At 62.8% G+C, this 15,528-nt stretch carries 22 protein-coding genes and 1 pseudogene; 19 read left to right on the plus strand and 4 right to left on the minus strand.

What is annotated here, in order from left to right; genetic code table 11:
- Positions 1–122 precede the first annotated feature (122 nt).
- Positions 123–329: a cold-shock protein gene (locus tag IC50_RS19615; RefSeq protein WP_014490275.1), complete on the plus strand. Its 207-nt coding sequence runs from the start codon at positions 123–125 to the stop codon at positions 327–329.
- A 31-nt stretch (positions 330–360) separates the two neighbouring features.
- Here IC50_RS19615 and IC50_RS19620 read toward each other — a convergent pair whose 3' ends face one another.
- The gene (locus IC50_RS19620) at positions 361–702 is read right to left on the minus strand and encodes a hypothetical protein (protein WP_011082890.1); all 342 of its coding nucleotides are present in this window, start codon (positions 700–702) and stop codon (positions 361–363) included.
- Between the two features lie 707 nt (positions 703–1,409).
- On the opposite strand from IC50_RS19620, the gene IC50_RS19630 reads away from it, so the two are divergent.
- Positions 1,410–1,736, plus strand: coding sequence for a DUF736 domain-containing protein (locus tag IC50_RS19630; RefSeq protein ID WP_011084751.1), 327 nt, complete (start codon positions 1,410–1,412; stop codon positions 1,734–1,736).
- A gap of 116 nt (positions 1,737–1,852) precedes the next feature.
- Here the strand turns inward: IC50_RS19630 and IC50_RS19635 are convergent, their stop codons facing one another.
- Positions 1,853–2,263 carry a hypothetical protein gene (locus tag IC50_RS19635; RefSeq protein WP_011082888.1) on the minus strand — a complete coding sequence of 137 codons (411 nt, stop codon included), beginning with the start codon at positions 2,261–2,263 and terminating at the stop codon, positions 1,853–1,855.
- Positions 2,264–2,426: 163 nt separating this feature from the next.
- The gene (locus tag IC50_RS19640; protein WP_016841283.1) at positions 2,427–2,660 is read right to left on the minus strand and encodes a helix-turn-helix domain-containing protein; all 234 of its coding nucleotides are present in this window, start codon (positions 2,658–2,660) and stop codon (positions 2,427–2,429) included.
- Between the two features lie 231 nt (positions 2,661–2,891).
- On the opposite strand from IC50_RS19640, the gene IC50_RS19645 reads away from it, so the two are divergent.
- The 16 genes and pseudogenes from IC50_RS19645 to IC50_RS19710 all read left to right on the plus strand — a co-directional run bounded on the left by IC50_RS19645 (position 2,892) and on the right by IC50_RS19710 (position 14,583).
- Positions 2,892–3,155, plus strand: coding sequence for a hypothetical protein (locus IC50_RS19645; RefSeq protein WP_011082886.1), 264 nt, complete (start codon positions 2,892–2,894; stop codon positions 3,153–3,155).
- 119 nt (positions 3,156–3,274) lie between these two features.
- Entirely contained in the window at positions 3,275–3,484 is a 210-nt protein-coding gene (locus IC50_RS42520) for a transcriptional regulator domain-containing protein (RefSeq protein ID WP_014490272.1), read from the plus strand.
- A gap of 61 nt (positions 3,485–3,545) precedes the next feature.
- Entirely contained in the window at positions 3,546–4,061 is a 516-nt protein-coding gene (locus IC50_RS19650; protein WP_014490271.1) for a DUF2285 domain-containing protein, read from the plus strand.
- A gap of 203 nt (positions 4,062–4,264) precedes the next feature.
- On the plus strand, positions 4,265–4,516 hold the full coding sequence (locus IC50_RS19655; protein WP_014490270.1) for a helix-turn-helix transcriptional regulator: 252 nt from the start codon (positions 4,265–4,267) through the stop codon (positions 4,514–4,516).
- A gap of 13 nt (positions 4,517–4,529) precedes the next feature.
- Complete coding sequence (locus tag IC50_RS19660) at positions 4,530–5,645, plus strand: replication initiator protein A (RefSeq protein ID WP_014490269.1); 1,116 nt, start codon at positions 4,530–4,532, stop codon at positions 5,643–5,645.
- Complete coding sequence (gene parA / locus IC50_RS19665) at positions 5,642–6,280, plus strand: ParA family partition ATPase (RefSeq protein ID WP_011082882.1); 639 nt, start codon at positions 5,642–5,644, stop codon at positions 6,278–6,280. Before IC50_RS19660 ends, parA begins: the two co-directional genes overlap by 4 nt.
- A complete protein-coding gene (locus IC50_RS19670; protein ID WP_011082881.1) occupies positions 6,277–6,543 on the plus strand; it encodes a ribbon-helix-helix protein in 267 nt (88 codons plus the stop codon). The genes parA and IC50_RS19670 overlap by 4 nt, the downstream gene beginning before the upstream one ends.
- Entirely contained in the window at positions 6,530–7,048 is a 519-nt protein-coding gene (locus tag IC50_RS19675) for a DUF2840 domain-containing protein (RefSeq protein WP_011082880.1), read from the plus strand. Before IC50_RS19670 ends, IC50_RS19675 begins: the two co-directional genes overlap by 14 nt.
- A complete protein-coding gene (locus IC50_RS19680) occupies positions 7,045–7,590 on the plus strand; it encodes a S26 family signal peptidase (protein WP_011082879.1) in 546 nt (181 codons plus the stop codon). The genes IC50_RS19675 and IC50_RS19680 overlap by 4 nt, the downstream gene beginning before the upstream one ends.
- Positions 7,591–7,624: 34 nt before the next feature.
- A complete protein-coding gene (locus tag IC50_RS19685) occupies positions 7,625–7,960 on the plus strand; it encodes a DUF736 domain-containing protein (protein WP_011082878.1) in 336 nt (111 codons plus the stop codon).
- Between the two features lie 4 nt (positions 7,961–7,964).
- The gene (locus IC50_RS19690; RefSeq protein ID WP_011082877.1) at positions 7,965–8,873 is read left to right on the plus strand and encodes a lytic transglycosylase domain-containing protein; all 909 of its coding nucleotides are present in this window, start codon (positions 7,965–7,967) and stop codon (positions 8,871–8,873) included.
- Positions 8,874–9,341: 468 nt separating this feature from the next.
- Complete coding sequence (locus IC50_RS19695) at positions 9,342–11,081, plus strand: relaxase/mobilization nuclease domain-containing protein (protein WP_018269524.1); 1,740 nt, start codon at positions 9,342–9,344, stop codon at positions 11,079–11,081.
- A 41-nt stretch (positions 11,082–11,122) separates the two neighbouring features.
- On the plus strand, positions 11,123–13,105 hold the full coding sequence (locus IC50_RS19700; RefSeq protein ID WP_018269525.1) for a conjugal transfer protein TraG: 1,983 nt from the start codon (positions 11,123–11,125) through the stop codon (positions 13,103–13,105).
- Positions 13,106–13,112: 7 nt separating this feature from the next.
- Complete coding sequence (locus IC50_RS19705) at positions 13,113–13,553, plus strand: ribbon-helix-helix protein, CopG family (protein WP_011082874.1); 441 nt, start codon at positions 13,113–13,115, stop codon at positions 13,551–13,553.
- Positions 13,550–13,651, plus strand: a pseudogene (locus IC50_RS43155) (P-type conjugative transfer ATPase TrbB); the annotation flags it as partial. The gene IC50_RS19705 and the pseudogene IC50_RS43155, both read left to right, overlap by 4 nt.
- Before the next feature lie 536 nt (positions 13,652–14,187).
- A complete protein-coding gene (locus IC50_RS19710; protein ID WP_014490264.1) occupies positions 14,188–14,583 on the plus strand; it encodes a GFA family protein in 396 nt (131 codons plus the stop codon).
- Positions 14,584–14,911: 328 nt separating this feature from the next.
- On the opposite strand, the gene IC50_RS43160 is transcribed toward IC50_RS19710, so the two are convergent.
- Positions 14,912–15,151 carry an AAA family ATPase gene (locus IC50_RS43160; protein ID WP_011082871.1) on the minus strand — a complete coding sequence of 80 codons (240 nt, stop codon included), beginning with the start codon at positions 15,149–15,151 and terminating at the stop codon, positions 14,912–14,914.
- Positions 15,152–15,317: 166 nt separating this feature from the next.
- Here IC50_RS43160 and IC50_RS43700 point away from each other — a divergent pair, with 166 nt between their 5' ends.
- The gene (locus tag IC50_RS43700; RefSeq protein ID WP_256379488.1) at positions 15,318–15,440 is read left to right on the plus strand and encodes a hypothetical protein; all 123 of its coding nucleotides are present in this window, start codon (positions 15,318–15,320) and stop codon (positions 15,438–15,440) included.
- The last annotated feature ends 88 nt before the right edge of the window (positions 15,441–15,528 follow it).

The following is a 15,528-nucleotide window of genomic DNA, read 5'->3' on the forward strand; positions in this document are numbered from 1 at the left end:
GTCCAAGACCTACGAACGGGCGGGACAACGGATCCCATCGAGCCGCTTTCGCGCGGAGACTTGCGATCGGCTCGTTCAATGATTTAGATGGGAAGGTGTTTTTTCTTTTTGGAGCAAATGACGTGGCGTTAGGGACTGTTAAGTGGTTCAACCCGACCAAAGGCTATGGGTTCATTGCGCCGGACGACGGTGGCAACGATGTTTTCGTGCACATCTCGGCGGTAGAGAAGGCCGGCTATACCTCGCTTGTTGAAGGCGCGAAGGTCAGCTACGAGCTGGTGATGAACCGCAGCGGCAAACAAGCCGCAGAAAATCTCCGCCTAGGATAAGGCGCAGCTCGACGTCCTGGCATACTTTGAGCTAGCCTGAATCTCGTGGTTTTGAGACCTTTGGAAGATATCCTAGTTGGCGCTCGAGGGCGGCCAAAGTCGAGTGGGCTGAATCCAAACGTGCGGTCGCCTCAGTTAGGTTGGCCCACGCTTCGTTCTGCCGCGAGACAGCTGCCGAGCCGATCTTAATGCTATTCTTAAGACACCGCGTGTCTTGGCTGCGTAAGGCGCGCCCCAATTCAGGCAGTATCCTGGTCACCGCTCGATGCGCGGAACGTTCTTTTCGCTCCAGGCGGCCGACCACGGCGAAGGCCTCACGATAGTTCCATATCGCTTCGATGGCTCTGTTTTCAAGATCGCTTTTGTCGCTCATCCGGTTCTCTTCTCACTCGAGCTCTTAGCGGTCATCATTTGCGCGAGATCCTCCTCTGGGTCCGCGCGGCGAATTGTCGTAACCCCTGTAGGGGCGGGAAGGCCTGGCGCAAGCCGGCAGCGTCCATTGGAAGGGGCTGACTCGATCAGACATCCAGCGTGCTCGCATTCTAGTCTGTGAGCTTCACACAGAGCGGCCAAGCATCGAGACACGACCGATCATCGCAGAGTGGCAGTTTCGTGGCAGTCGTTGTGCGGCATCGACCAAACGGTGACGGATCACAACTACGGCCAGCCGCTCTCGTGAATGGGGCGTGCTGCCGACGCGCGATCGCGGAAGCGGAGATCCGTCCGTCTCGATTACAGAGGGCTAAGCAGCATTGGATTCGTTGGGCCAGCTCTCTCGGTGGGCTCCCAAATCGCCACGTTCTCCTTGATGTCAGCTCTGTTTGGATCGAGCGCACCAACGGCCTCTTCGATGGATGGATCTGGCCGAAGGACGGCTGAAGCCTCGACCGCCTTTGGCGCAACAGCGGCGTCACAACTTTCTTCCCCTGCCGGCTGCGCCGCCATTCCTCGCGCGAGACAAGAAAGTTCCTCCTTTGCTGTCCAGCCCCTTCGGGGTGCGCCGTCGATCGCCTCCGGCCTGTCGATCACCATCGAGGCCGCAAGGTGCGGGCTCGAAAACAGAGATCAAGGAGAACTACCATGGCGACCATCGGCACCTTCAAGAAGACCGGCAACAACGAGTTCAACGGCGAGATCGTCACTCTCTCGCTCCAGGCGAGGAACGTCCGCATCGTCCCCGAAACCAGCCGCTCGGGCGACAACGCCCCCAGCCACCGGATCTATGTCGGCCGGGTCGAGATCGGGGCCGCCTGGTCCAAGCGCTCCAACGAAGGCCGCGATTATCTCGGCCTCAAGCTCGACGATCCGAGCTTCACCGCCCCGATCTTCGCCAACCTCTTCGCCGATGAAGAGGGCGAGGGCTTCAGCCTGATCTGGTCTCGCCCCAACCGTCGCAACGGCGACTGAGCCGATCCGCAATGCCCCGCCCGGCTGGCCCGGGCGGGGCACCGCCACGCTGAGGAAGCGCGAAGGCACCTCGTTTGCCGTGACGGCGCAAGCGGCAAGGGCGTAACCGATGCCGATCAGCGGCCGCGTGCCGATTTGATTGGACGTCTTTGGTTGGCCTCGATCACGCTCTCGACGATGTCTTCCCAGTCCGGACAAATGGCGACGAGACGATCCAGCACTGTGGGATCCCGTTCGATCTGGCCAAGCGCCTGAGCGCGCCACTGGTCGTTGAAACTAATGCTCATCAGTCCCAGGCATTCGACAACCGAACTGTCGGGGAGCAAGTGCTCCATCGTTGCCGTCACTATGCCGGTCCACTGTTGGATCAGATGCCACGGCTCCGCCTCGCGCCGCGCCTCCAACTTCTCTCCGAGCAGGCCAATCAGCGCAAAGAACCGCGTTGGCCAAGGTTGCGGCCTGAGTTCCGTGACCAGAGCATCCACTGTCTCGCGAATGTCGGCTGGCAAGTGCTCGTACAGAGTCATGAGGCCTACTCCATCTCCCCAGCATGCTCGTCCGTTTCTGAACTAGGCATGCGCTTTGGAGACAGATCAGATTTACGTAAAGCCGACTATCAACTTATGCGTGAGGCAATGCGGAGTTGATTCACGACGTGCCGGTGTTGCGGTGGGGCACAAAATTGTCGCGTCATCGAGCCCGATGGGAATGAACCGTCGTTCGCTTGACGAGATCGGTTGCTTCGACGCCGAGCGCCTCCGCGATTCGGCCAAGCACGGTCACGCTGGCCGACACATCTGCGCGTTCAATTGCGCCGACGTAACGGACGCTTAGTCCAGCGCCATCGGCCAACTCTTCCTGCGTCATTTTCTTCACATGACGTATCCGACGCAGATTGACCGCCATGACCTCCTTGAGATCCATGGCAACAAGGGAACTCACATCGGAATGATCGTTCCAGGAACGATCGTTCCGATTCGTGCGTCACTGTGCTATTCATATCGTCTGGCTAGGCCCTGGTGTGCCGCTTCCGGGGAGCGCCGCGATGCGATCTGCGCATCACGGCACAATTCGAGTGTGACGATTTCCCAGCTTGCAAAGTTCTGGAGCTTAGATGAATTCTAATCGCTGCATCAATGCTGAGGGGCAATTGCAATGAACGGCGCGCCATTCCAGGACCGGCCGCCAATAACGGATCGCGTCAACGCCTATGACGAGAAACATCTTGCTATCTACGTTCGGTTGTTGATGGCCGAAGAGGAGGGCGCCGACTGGCGCGAGGTGGTCAGCGTGATCTTCGGCCTCGACCCCACGCGCGAACCAGATCGTGCCAAAAATGTCCATGATAGCCATCTCGCCCGCGCGCGATGGATGGTGGAAGCCGGATATCAGGGCCTTTTGGAACCGCGGATGCAGTGATTTGCGCCCCAATCACGCAAATTGCGATCTCGCGTGATGCAACCTCCGGGTCTGGTCTCTTGTAGCGTCTTTAGGGATCGTGGTGCGGGGCACAGAACAAAAAGACGAGAAGACAGACCATGCCGACCCAGTACTGGCGCTCGCCGGAGACCATCGAACGCCTGAATCGTCTTGAGCGCCCGGGTTTTGCCCTCGAATTCCTTCGTCGCAATGCCGACTACCGCCGCGACTTCGCCCGCACTGAGCGACAGATCGCGCGCGGCGAATCCGATCCCAACACCATCCGAACCAGTTTCGCACGTCGATGGAGGTTGCGGTGTCGCCCATGACCCCGCCTCTCCGGTTTGGCCCGAACCAGCCATTTGGCTGCCCGAGGCATCACCGGGAACATTGATCCTGACGCCCGCGCCGCCGGACTTCGAGACCGTTCATTCGATTGATCGCAACGCTTTCGGACTGTCGATCGTCGGGCGGACAGATGCTGACGGTCGCGAGCTGGTTGTCGCCGACGGCTCGGGTGAGCTCCATGTCAGTTTGCGCGACGAGCAGGCCGCGCGCCGTCCCGCCGTGCTTGTGCCGCTCGACGGCATGGGCGAACTGCGGGCCGACGTGGCGCTACACTTCGTGCGTCGCCTCAGCGGCCAGCGCACCGGTCTTCTCCCGGCGGCGCTGCGGCTGACGTCGTTTCAGAAACGGCGACTGATTCAGCTCCTGCACGCCTTCGACGTCCACGACCTGGGTGGCGGCCCGCGAGACGTGGCAGCGAAGGTGCTCGCCTCCGACCACGCTCAGCGCCGCTCGGTCGAGTGGAAGGATTCTCATGCCCGCCGCAAGGCGAACCGGCTCATTCACGATTCAATCGCTTTGGTCGAGCGCGGCTATCTGAAACTTCTACGCGGCCTCTGATCGGCTCCCCGATTCCTTCAAGCCATCGACCTGATGAGTTAGTTGCGCCCCGGTAGTACGCCTGGCTTCGCCTGGTTGCGACGATGGGGGGACACAAACGTACGTCAATTTTCGTCCACCCCCAACGCCTGAACTCTCCGCCACTCTGGCCCGGACATGCCGCGACTTGGCCGCGGCACTTCGAGGCAAGACGGAGATCTCCCATGCTCGACAGGCCTGCGCAACTCGCCACCCGTTACGTGCGCACCCCCGAGGCCGCGCGCCTCCTCGGCATCTCGCCGCGCACGCTTGAAAAATATCGCTGCCATGGCAATGGCCCGACTTTTCGCAAGCTCGGCGGCCGCGTTGTCTACGCCATCGGCGATCTCGAAGCCTGGGCCGATCAGGCCGCCTGCAGCTCAACGTCGGATCCGCGCTACCTCGAAGCGCGCGCCGCCGGCAACGCGCATCGCTAAGGCAACGCTCGTCATGTCGTCGCGTCGCCTCATCACACCCAGCGAGCGAAGCAAGCTCGACCCGTTCGTTGTCGCCACCGGTGATGCCAGCCCGCGTGATCAACGCGACCTGATGGAGCGCCCGTTCTTTTCGCTCGCCAAGGCCAAGCGAACAAGACCGATCCTCTACCAGACCGGCGACGTGTGTGTCGAAGTCTATGCAGTTCCTGAGCACGGTATGGCGACCATTTGGGATGCCGACGTGCTGATTTGGGCGGCGAGCCAGATTGTCGAGGCCGAGAACCTCGGTCTGAAGACCTCGCGCTTCCTGCGCTTCACACCCTACCAGCTTCTGACCGCAGTCGGCCGGCAGACCGGCGCCCGCGACTACAAGCTCTTGAAGGGGGCATTGGCCCGCCTGCAGGCGACCGTCATCCGCACCAGCATCCGGCAGGGGGAGCATTGGCGGCGCCACCAGTTCTCATGGATCAACGAATGGGAGGAATGCGCGACGCGCGACGGTCGGGTGCAGGGAATGGAATTCGTCCTTCCCGACTGGCTCTATCGCGGCGTCATCGATCGCTCACTCGTTCTCACGATCGATCCGGCCTATTTCAGCCTGACTGGTGGGATCGAGCGCTGGCTCTACCGCGTCGCGCGCAAGCATGCTGGCCGCCAGCCGAGAGGTTGGCTGTTCGAGGTCGCACACCTCCATGAGAAATCCGGCAGCCTCGCCAAGCCTGCAGACTTCGCCTTTGATCTCCGCCGGATCGCGGCACGTCAACCGCTGCCAGGCTACTGCCTGAGCATCGAACGCAGGGAACGCCGAGAGCTATTGCGCATCCTGCCATCGAAGTCATTCACAGCTCCTGTGGACGGCGCTGTGAATCAGCTCGGGACTTCGGGCGTTCACACTATCGGGACTCCGGGCGTGCCGGTATCGGGATTCCGGGAGTGCAAACCACAGCTAACGCTTTGGCCAGGAAACACGATCGCCTGCCCTAACTTAGAGTCTAACTTAGAATCTAACTGTTGTAGTGGGGCCGCGCGTCTTGCGGATAACACCGACATCCGCGCTCAGCCGCCAACCGAGCACCCAAGCCAACCATCTCTGCCGCTTTCAGGTCGCAAGACGGGAGGCATGCGATGATCGTCGCCGTGCTCAACCAGAAAGGCGGTGTCGGCAAGACCACGCTCGCCCTGCACCTCGCCGGCGTATGGGCGCTGCGCGGAAAGCGCGTGACGCTGATCGACGCTGACCCCCAGGGCTCCGCATTGGACTGGTCGCAGCAGCGTGCGCGGGAGAATGTCGCACGGCTATTCGGCGTCGTTGGCCTCGCGCGCGATACGCTCCACCGCGAGGCGCCGGAAATCGCACGCACCGCCGATCATGTCGTCATTGACGGACCGCCGCGCGTCGCGGGACTGATGCGTTCGGCGCTGCTGGCGGCGGATCTCGTGTTGATCCCCGTGCAGCCGTCGCCATTCGACGGCTGGGCCTCGGCCGAGATGCTCGCTCTGCTGCGAGAGGCTCGCATCTATCGTCCGCAGCTTCCTGCTCGCTTTGTGCTCAACCGCTGCGGCGCGCGCACGATCATCGCCCGCGAGACTGCCGAAACTCTCGCCGACCACGATCCGCCGGTGCTCGCCAGCACCATCGGCCAACGCGTTGTCTTCGCCGACGCCGCTCAGTCCGGACGGCTCGTCTTCGAGTTCGTCGAGCAGAGCGCCGCCGCCCGCGAGATCGCCGCGCTCGCGGCAGAAGTTGCGAGGTTCGCGCCATGAGCGACCGCTCTATCAAACGCGGCTTCGCCTCGCGTCCGGGCGATGCCGAGAGCTGGATCAAAGCCAGTGATACGCCGCCACGCAGCGTGAATGATGCTGCCGCATTCACCGCGCGCCTGACGATTGACGTCACGCCCACGCTGCGCGGCCGCATCAAGGTCGCCGCGTTCCAGCGCGGCGTGACCGTCGCCGACATGCTGCGCGAATTGCTGGCGCGAGAGTTCCCCGCTGACGCCCCGGAGAACCGTCATGAACGACAATGAAGCCTTGCCGCCGCGTGCAGTGCCGCCCTCGCATCGACGGGATGTCGCGCTCACCCATGTCGAGCTGACCTGGATCGAGAAGCGGATCGAGCACTGGCTGCGCTTCGGCCGCCGCGCGGAGGAGAAGATTCTCGACCGTCGCCGCAGCATCTCGAGCTTTGAGCCGGGCAGCATCTTCGGCTTCGTCCGCTGGGCATCGAACGACTATGGCACCGTGGTGTCGCGCATGGACATCGTGCGTGCCGTGGAAGCCGGGCAGCGCTATCAGACGCTGCCCTTCGTCCGCCCCGGTGGCGAAATCCTGCTGCGCGTTGATAGCTGGCCGAAGGTCGAGCGCGTGTTGCAGGCCATCGACGCCATCGAGGCGCTCTCCATCGATCCGGCTGACGCCGCACCCGAATACTGGCGGCATCTCCACAACCGTCTCGCCGCCGACCATGTGCCGCGCGCCTACACGCGCGAGCAGCATATCGCCTGGCTCAAGCGCCGGAGCGTCACGCCATGACCCGCTTCGGCTATCTCATGTTGACCTACCTTGCGGCGCTGGTCGCCGGCGCCCTGGCCCTCGTTCATCCTGCGCCGCGGCTGATTTGGAACGCTACCGCGAGCACGCCAATAGGGCTCTACGCGCTGCATCCGCTCGGAGAGCTGCGCGACTTGGAACTGGTCGCGGTACGGCTGCCGGAACCGATCGCCAGCTTCCTTGCCGATGGCGGCTTTCTTCCAAAAGGTCTGCCGCTGCTGAAGCGTGTGATGGCGCTGCCCGGGCAAACCGTGTGCCGGTCGGGCGATGCCATCACGGTCGATGCTGTCGATGTCGGCGCCGCACACGAGCACGATCATCGCGGCCGTCCGCTGCCGCGTTGGAGCGGTTGCCATACCCTCGAACCGGGCGAGGTCTTTCTCATGAACCCGACCGTCCCAGACAGCCTGGACGGCCGCTATTTCGGCGCGCTCCCCGTCAGCTCGATCGTCGCGCGCGCAGTCCCGCTTTGGACGGACGAAGCCGCCGACGGCCGTTTCGTCTGGCGCGCCGCCACTCATTGACCCGTTTCCAACCCAGCAACCCAGGAGCTTTCCCATGGCACAAATCGGCCAGTTCACGCGCGATAAGTCCGGCTTCACCGGTCGCGTTGAAACGCTGTTCTTCGAGCGGATTCTCACCCTCGTCCCGGCCGAATCCTCGGATGCCGAGAACGCGCCGGACTACCGTATCCGCCTCGGCGATGCCGATGGCCCGGAGATCGGCGCAGGTTGGAAGCGGACCGGCGAGAAGGCCGGCGATTACGTTTCGCTCGTCATCGACGACCCGGCGCTGCCGCGGCCGATCCGCGCAAATCTCTTCCAGTCGGGCAACGACAAAGCGGCCTGGACGCTGAACTGGAATCGTCAGCCCCAACGCGCCGAGCGGGACTGATTGCATGCAGGATCCTGTCGCGCGTGCCGCCAACCAGGCGCATCAACGGTCCACCCCCTTGTTCGGGGAAAAGCCCTCTCATAACTCGGGTCCACGCAACCGTCGGGCGGCCGCCACGCACAGCGGCGGTCAAACCGGTGGTCCGTGCGCACCGCCGGTAGGCAGCAAGACGCCTCGCCATGATGGCGGAGACAGGGCGAGCCTTGCCGTTCTCCTCCTTACCGGCCTGCTGGTGATTGGCGGGCCAACGGCAGCAGTGTCCGGGCAGAGAGCACCGGCACGAAGTCAACCGGCGAGCGATCACTACGCATCTCATGTGGCAGAGGCCGCGCAGCGCTTTGGCATTCCGGCTGCATGGATACGAGCCGTCATGCGGGTCGAGAGCAATGGCGATCGGCGTGCCGTCTCACCCAAAGGCGCACTCGGCCTGATGCAACTCATGCCCAAGACTTGGGCGGACATGCGCGCGCGCTATGGTCTCGGGCGCGATCCCTTCGATCCCCGTGACAACATCCTCGCCGGCGCCGCCTTTCTTCGCGAACTGCACGACCGTTACGGCTCGCCGGGCTTTCTCGCGGCCTATAATGCAGGTCCCGGCCGCTACGAGGAGTTTCGGGATAGACACCGTCCACTGCCCGCGGAGACGACAGCCTATGTCGCGGCCATCGTCCCTTTTGTCGACGCGGAGGGAGCGCCAGGACCTCTTCTCCTCGCGGCTTCTTCTCGTTCATCCTGGACGCGGGCGCCGCTGTTCTTCGACCACGCTGACGGGCCGTCCCCTGGCGCGCGAGCGGCGCTCGATCAACCCGCGCACGGCGGCTCAGTCGGCACTACGGTGCACGATATTTCGGCGATTGCGCCGCAGTCGGAGGGCCTGTTCGTCGCGCTCTCGGCCATGGGGCGATCGCAATGACTGCACGGCATCTTCAACGTCAATGCGCGGATCGCGGTACGTCTGCAGGCACCCTTGTTGCGGCGGCTGCACATCGGGCAGCTCGCGATATCAGCTGTCAGTTTCCAGGTTCGCTGGCGCCCCTTGACGAACATTCGGTTTGCATTCGAAACGCTGCAACACAGTCATACGGGCGATGCCTTCGGCCCGCGCTCTACTCGTCGCTTCGCTCCTCACCGAGCCACCCTACGGGTGTCTCGGCCCTTCGCGTAACGATCGCTATCGCAAACACTCGCAAACAGTGGGGGCTTCCGCGAGTACCGACCGAACGATGGCGAGATAAAAGGCCGCAATGTGCGGCTCGGTCGGTTGGTTGTTTGTGCTGCTATTTTTCCTCGGGTCCGCAATGTGCGGCTTCGGCGCGCAATGTGCGCTCGACTATCAACCCGTTGCAGGGATTCTGCATTCCGCACATTGTCGAGGCTGGCCATGGCTGAAGACAGCGATTTTCAACCACGGCCCGGCCGCATCCGCTCCTCGAGGAGCCAGCGGGCCAAGCCCTTCATCGCCCAGGCGCTTGCCGCCGCTCAACGCGCTGGCGGCGGCATTTCGCGAGCCGGCCAGCTCGTCAGCCACCGTCATTCGCGCTTCGGCCGCGGCCGAGCCGCCAGCGTGCGGGCAAACCGTCTGCTCACCGGCCGCTCGCGTCTGGTGACCATCAAGACCCGGGTCGTCCGGCACAGGGCGAGGTCGGCGCCGCTCGCGACGCATCTCGGCTATCTCCGGCGCGAAGGCGTGACCCGGGACGGGGAGAAGGCCCACCTGTTCGGCCCGGGCACCGAGGATGCCGATCCCAAGGCCTTCGCCGAGCGCTGTCAGAATGACCGCCACCATTTCCGCTTCATCGTCTCCCCCGAGGACGCGCCTGACATGGCCGACCTCAAGGGTTTCGCCCGCGAATTGGTCGGCCAGATGGAAGTGGATCTGGGTACCAAGCTCGACTGGGTGGGGGTCGATCACTGGAACACCCAGCACCCCCACGTCCACATCATCGTGCGCGGCGTCGCAGAGGACGGCCAAGACCTCGTCATCTCCCGCGACTACATCAAGGAAGGGATGCGCGCCCGCGCCCAGGACCTGGTCACCCAGGAACTTGGACTGCGCTCCGATCTCGACATTCGTCGCTCGCTCGAGAGCCAGATCGGAGCCGAGCGCTGGACGCAGCTCGATCGCCAGCTTGTTCGCGATGCAAACCAGCACGGTGTTATCGACCTTGCGCCGCGTCCCGAGCAGCAGCCCGATCAATTCCATGCGTTGAAGGTTGGCCGGCTGCGACACTTGGAAAGTCTTGGCCTCGCTCATCAACTCGGGCCCGGCCAATGGTCCATGGACGAGGCCGCCGAAACGACCTTGCGCGAGCTCGGCGAACGCGGCGACATCATCAAGCGTATCCACCGCAGCTTGACCGAACGCGGCATCGAGCGCGGGAGCGCGAGTTACGTGTTATCAGGCGAAAATCTTGACGTCCCCGTCATCGGGCGTCTCGTTGATCGCGGTCTCGACGACGAGCTCAAGGCGACCGCCTATGCCGTGGTCGACGGGGTCGACGGCCGCACCCACCACATCCGGCTGCCCGACCTCGACGCTGCCGGCGACAGCGCGCCAGGCTCAATCGTCGAGCTTCGCAAATTCGATGACGCAAGAGGGCAGCGTCGCGTGGCGCTTGCCGTCCGCTCCGATCTCTCGATCGAAGCGCAGGTGACCGCGAGCGGCGCGACATGGCTCGATCGGCAGGCCGTCGCGCGCGACCCTGTGGCGCTTGGCCAGGGCGGCTTCGGCGCCGAGGTCCGCGACGCTATGGAACGGCGGCCCGAGCAGCTCATCGGGCAGGGGCTCGCCGAACGCCAGGCGCGTGGACTGGTGTTCGCGAAAAACCTTATCGGCACGCTGCGCCGTCGGGAGTTAGAGGATCTCGGCAAGCAGCTCGCCGCCGAGACCGGTCAGCCGTTCAACCCGTCGGCTAGCGGCGAGTATGTGGCAGGCACCTATCGGCAGCGCTTCGCGCTCGCCTCCGGCCGCTTCGCCATGATCGACGACGGTCTCGGCTTCCAGCTCGTGCCTTGGACGCCCTCACTCGATAAACAGCTCGGCCGGCATGTCTCTGGCGTCGCGCGCGCGGATGGCGGCATCGATTGGGGTTTTGGGCGCAACCGGGGGCTCGGCTTGTGAGTGATCCTTCCAATCACCGACGTCAGGAGAGGGCGGCCGCCATGTCGGCGACCAAGATTCTTTGGGGGCAGGTCATCATGGTCTTCGGCATCGTCCTGCTCACGATCTGGGCCGCGACGGAATGGACGGCTTGGCGCCTCGGCTTTCAGCCGCAGCTCGGGCAGCCCTGGTTCGAGCTGCTCCATTTTCCGTTCTACCTTCCGCCTGCCTTCTTCTGGTGGTGGTATGCCTACGATGCTTACGCGCCCTCAATCTTCACCGAGGGCGCCTTCATCGCGGCATCCGGCGGCATCATCGCTGCGGCGGTCGCGATCGGTATGTCGGTCTGGCGCGCCCGCGAAGCGAAGAATGCCGAGACTTATGGGTCCGCGCGGTGGGCGAAGGCAAAGGAGATCGAGCAGGCTGGATTGCTTGGACCCGACGGCGTGGTGCTCGGCCGGTTCGAGCGCACCTATCTTCGCCATGATGGACCGGAGCATGTCCTGTGCTTCGCACCCACGCGATCGGGCAAGGGCGTCGGCCTCGTCATCCCTTCGCTCTTGACGTGGCCGGGCTCGGCTATCGTCCACGACCTCAAGGGGGAGAACTGGCAGCTCACTGCCGGCTTTCGCGCCCGACACGGCCGTGTCCTTCTGTTCGATCCGACCAACGCGAAGTCGTCGGCCTATAACCCGTTGCTCGAGGTGCGCCGCGGCGAGTGGGAGGTGCGCGACGTCCAGAACATTGCCGACATTCTGGTCGACCCGGAGGGCAGCCTCGAGAAGCGGAACCATTGGGAGAAAACCAGTCACGCCCTGCTGGTCGGCGCGATCCTCCACGTCCTCTATGCCGAGGAAGACAAGACGCTCGCCGGTGTCGCAGCCTTCTTGTCCGATCCCAAGCGGCCCATTGAGACGACGCTTGCCGCAATGATGCGAACCGCGCATCTCGGCGAGGCCGGTGTTCATCCCGTCGTCGCGTCCGCTGCCCGCGAGTTGCTGAACAAGTCCGGCAACGAACGCTCCGGTGTCTTGAGCACCGCCATGTCGTTCCTGGGCCTTTACCGAGATCCCGTGGTGGCGGAGGTGACGCGGTGCTGCGACTGGCGGATTACCGATATCGTTGGCGGAGAGCGAGCGACCACGCTGTACCTTGTCGTGCCGCCCTCCGACATCAATCGCACCAAGCCGCTGATCCGTCTGATCCTCAACCAGATAGGCCGCCGCTTGACCGAGGATCTGCAAGCCAAGGCCGGCCGGCGCCGGCTCCTCCTGATGCTCGACGAATTCCCGGCGCTCGGCCGGCTCGACTTCTTCGAGTCTGCGCTGGCCTTCATGGCCGGATACGGCATCAAGAGTTTCCTGATTGCTCAGTCGCTGAACCAGATCGAGAAGGCCTACGGGCCCAACAACTCGATCCTTGACAACTGCCACGTCCGGGTCAGCTTTGCGACCAACGACGAGCGCACCGCAAAGCGCGTGAGCGACGCGCTCGGCACGGCGACCGAGATGAAGGCGATGAAGAACTATGCCGGCAGCCGGCTGGCGCCTTGGCTGGGCCACCTCATGGTGTCGCGGTCCGAGACCGCCCGCCCGCTGCTCACGCCCGGCGAGATGATGCAGCTCCCGCCCTCCGACGAGATCGTCATGATGTCGGGCCTCCATCCGATTCGGGCGAAGAAGGCGCGCTATTACGAAGATAGACGTTTCCAGGAGCGCATCATGGCGCCGCCGATGCTGACGAAATCCAATGGCGGCCGGTTGGACGATTGGAGCTCAAGGCCATTGCCGCCGCGCCCAAGGGCATTGGAGACGTTGAACGACGACCAGACGGATGACGAAGATCCAAAGGCCGCCGACCGCAGGCAGCAGCCGGAACTCGATCGAGACACGGTGGAGAATAAGGAACCACTCGAGAACGAGTTCGCTTCGGACCTCGTGGATGAGCTCGATGAAGATGTCCCGCGGATCAGGCGCATGAACGACATGATGCAGGGCGTGGCGCGCCAAGCCTCCCTCGATCCCGGCGACGATCTCGGATTGTGAGGTAGCCATGATCGGGACAAAAAAGAAGGCTCAGCTGTCGGTCTATCTCGATCCTGATGTCATGAAGGCGCTATCGGCCTACGCCGCCCGGCGCGAGCAGTCGCTGTCGCTTATCGCGGAAGCCGCGATCGCTTCCTTTCTGTCGCCGGACGCCGATGAACGGCGAGAGGCTGCTACTGCCAAGCGTCTTGACCAGATCGACCGCCGGATCGCGCGCCTTGAGCGGGATGTCGGGATTTCGGTCGAGACTATCGCTCTCTTCATCCGCTTCTGGCTCACGACAACACCATCACTCCCCGAACCCGCCGCCAAGGCCGCGAGAGCACAGGCCGGAGCGCGTTATGATAATTTCCTTGCCGCATTGGGCCGCCGGCTCAATCAAGGGCCGAAACTGCGGCAAGAAATCCCGGAGGATGCCCAGCAGACTGACTCGTCCCCAGGCGAGTGATGCTCAACCCCGACGGTCGGCTCTGGATCGATTGGCTGTCTGGCGGGTTGGAGGATAGCGGACGAACGATGTCCGCCGCCGACGGCGAGCGGATCGTGGACCATCCAAAAAGTGTTAGGCGACCCGCGTGCTCAACTGCGAAATGCATGCCCTCCCCTGGATCAACTCGATCAGAGGCGACCCCCTGGCCCCGTATGCGACCGTCTGATGCGAGCTATATCCCTCGACGGCCTGCCAGGATCGACTGCGACCTAGCGAGTGATGTCAACGGGATGAGGGGGGATCCTGTGTTTGCGACAATTGTACAAGCGTTGCCAAGATTGCCTCAGTCGAAGACACGGATAGTGTTCGCACATTCACGCTCGATTTCCCAGACTGGTTAACCAATGACCTCGCCATTGAAGCGGGCGTATCTTTAGACGGTGTGTGTCTCAAGGCGACGACTGGCATTTCTTCCACCCGAGTTCTTCTCGACTCCAATCGAGCGAGTAAGCCAGGAGCCAATCAGCGCGCCGCGCCCGTGACTTGCTGGCGGAGTTGCGGCTATTATGTGTTTGCGAACAGGATCAACGAGATTTTGTCAGGCCCCATCCGTTGATCTATCTTCGGTCGGGCTTCTAGAGACAAACCGCCGATGATGAAGACGTACACCGGCTCGTGTCACTGCGGCACCGTCCGTTTCGAGATCGACGCCGATATCGACCATGTGCGGGTTTGCGACTGCTCTATCTGCTCGAAGCGTGGCGCGCTGATTTATCGCGTCGCCGAGGGCGACTTCCGGCTCCTGACGCCCCTCCAGGAGTTGTCGGTCTATCGCTGGGGTTTATTCACTGCGGCTGACTATTTTTGCCCGGTTTGCGGTATTTTGCCGTTCCGCAAACCAAGCCAGCCCACCGCAGCAGAACGCGAAGCCGGCATTCGGCCGTTCGACGGATGGGCAGTGAACGTGCGTTGCCTGAAGGACTTCGATCCGTTTTCAGTGCCCGTTCGGCAGATTCACGGCAGCAGGCTGACAATTGATTCGCCATAGCGGCCCTTGCCATGGACTTTCCGTTCGACTGCACGTGTTTATAATTGGTGATGTTCGTTGGACGTCGGCACTCAAAGAACGAAATCGGCCCTTTCCACCACGCTGAGTTTGGGAGTAGTGCCACTTCATAGCCGAGCATCGGGAAAACCTTCAGAAGATGCTCGTTTTCGACAGGCATCCTCGAAATCATGACGCGTCTCTTGATCGGTCGCGTGGATGGCCGGCCAAGGCGGAAGCGATGAACACGCGTCGATGATAGTGGCGTGCCTGTCCGAGTTCCTTGTCGCCGGCTCGCCTGTCACGCGTTCGAGACCCGCTGCGGCGTCGATCAGGCCGCGATCGAATAAACCCAGCCGTCGAACGCACTCGCTCGCGTCAGGTTTTCAAGGGAAAGATCAAACGCACTGTGCAGGCGCGCTTCAATACCTGTCCCGGGCAACGCGGGAACGCCCGACTCCAATTCCTTCCTTACGACCGGGCGTCCAGGCTCATCTATCGTCGCGTAGCCGCGTCGGCCGAGTTCGGTCAGCAGCGTGGACTTCCCACAGCCGGGGCATCCCGAGATCACGGCGAATCGATCAGATATTCTTCAAGCTCAATTGGCGCTCCAATAGACTTGCCTGATGAGGCGTAATCTCCGCGCCTTTGCGCCTCCGGACACATCACACGTGGACTACGAAAGATCGCCCCAGTGGGGATGAACCCGGTTGCCGTGGTCAATCGGCTGCGTACAAATGGTTGAAAAAGTCGAGGCAATTGCGATTATCGAAGTCTCCTCTTCCGATGCGACCGCGCCCGCCAATGCATTTCGCGAACCTGCATCCGGCAACCAGTCGTCACTCACTCCCGTGCTGTGAAACGCACTCCAATTTAATCACAGCCCTGTTCGGCCGGCAAAGAAGGCTTGTCGGGCGAAATTGGTGTTCTAAGTCCCTCAATTGGCTA

The organism is Bradyrhizobium genomosp. I (2014), assembly GCF_000261685.1.
In the GTDB taxonomy this organism is placed as follows: Bacteria; Pseudomonadota; Alphaproteobacteria; order Rhizobiales; family Xanthobacteraceae; genus Bradyrhizobium.

Bases quoted from the DNA above. Each gene is read 5' to 3' on its own strand.
- IC50_RS19630 (WP_011084751.1), top strand. From the start codon at position 1,410: ATGGCGACCATCGGCACCTTCAAGAAGACCGGCAACAACGAGTTCAAC.
- IC50_RS43700 (WP_256379488.1), top strand. From the start codon at position 15,318: ATGGTTGAAAAAGTCGAGGCAATTGCGATTATCGAAGTCTCCTCTTCC.
- IC50_RS19635 (WP_011082888.1), bottom strand. From the start codon at position 2,263: ATGACTCTGTACGAGCACTTGCCAGCCGACATTCGCGAGACAGTGGAT.
- IC50_RS19655 (WP_014490270.1), top strand. From the start codon at position 4,265: ATGCTCGACAGGCCTGCGCAACTCGCCACCCGTTACGTGCGCACCCCC.
- IC50_RS19690 (WP_011082877.1), top strand. From the start codon at position 7,965: ATGCAGGATCCTGTCGCGCGTGCCGCCAACCAGGCGCATCAACGGTCC.
- IC50_RS19700 (WP_018269525.1), top strand. From the start codon at position 11,123: ATGTCGGCGACCAAGATTCTTTGGGGGCAGGTCATCATGGTCTTCGGC.
- parA (WP_011082882.1), top strand. From the start codon at position 5,642: ATGATCGTCGCCGTGCTCAACCAGAAAGGCGGTGTCGGCAAGACCACG.
- IC50_RS19695 (WP_018269524.1), top strand. From the start codon at position 9,342: ATGGCTGAAGACAGCGATTTTCAACCACGGCCCGGCCGCATCCGCTCC.
- IC50_RS19670 (WP_011082881.1), top strand. From the start codon at position 6,277: ATGAGCGACCGCTCTATCAAACGCGGCTTCGCCTCGCGTCCGGGCGAT.
- IC50_RS19680 (WP_011082879.1), top strand. From the start codon at position 7,045: ATGACCCGCTTCGGCTATCTCATGTTGACCTACCTTGCGGCGCTGGTC.
- IC50_RS19660 (WP_014490269.1), top strand. From the start codon at position 4,530: ATGTCGTCGCGTCGCCTCATCACACCCAGCGAGCGAAGCAAGCTCGAC.
- IC50_RS19640 (WP_016841283.1), bottom strand. From the start codon at position 2,660: ATGGATCTCAAGGAGGTCATGGCGGTCAATCTGCGTCGGATACGTCAT.
- IC50_RS19620 (WP_011082890.1), bottom strand. From the start codon at position 702: ATGAGCGACAAAAGCGATCTTGAAAACAGAGCCATCGAAGCGATATGG.
- IC50_RS19685 (WP_011082878.1), top strand. From the start codon at position 7,625: ATGGCACAAATCGGCCAGTTCACGCGCGATAAGTCCGGCTTCACCGGT.
- IC50_RS19705 (WP_011082874.1), top strand. From the start codon at position 13,113: ATGATCGGGACAAAAAAGAAGGCTCAGCTGTCGGTCTATCTCGATCCT.
- IC50_RS19645 (WP_011082886.1), top strand. From the start codon at position 2,892: ATGAACGGCGCGCCATTCCAGGACCGGCCGCCAATAACGGATCGCGTC.
- IC50_RS19710 (WP_014490264.1), top strand. From the start codon at position 14,188: ATGATGAAGACGTACACCGGCTCGTGTCACTGCGGCACCGTCCGTTTC.
- IC50_RS19675 (WP_011082880.1), top strand. From the start codon at position 6,530: ATGAACGACAATGAAGCCTTGCCGCCGCGTGCAGTGCCGCCCTCGCAT.
- IC50_RS42520 (WP_014490272.1), top strand. From the start codon at position 3,275: ATGCCGACCCAGTACTGGCGCTCGCCGGAGACCATCGAACGCCTGAAT.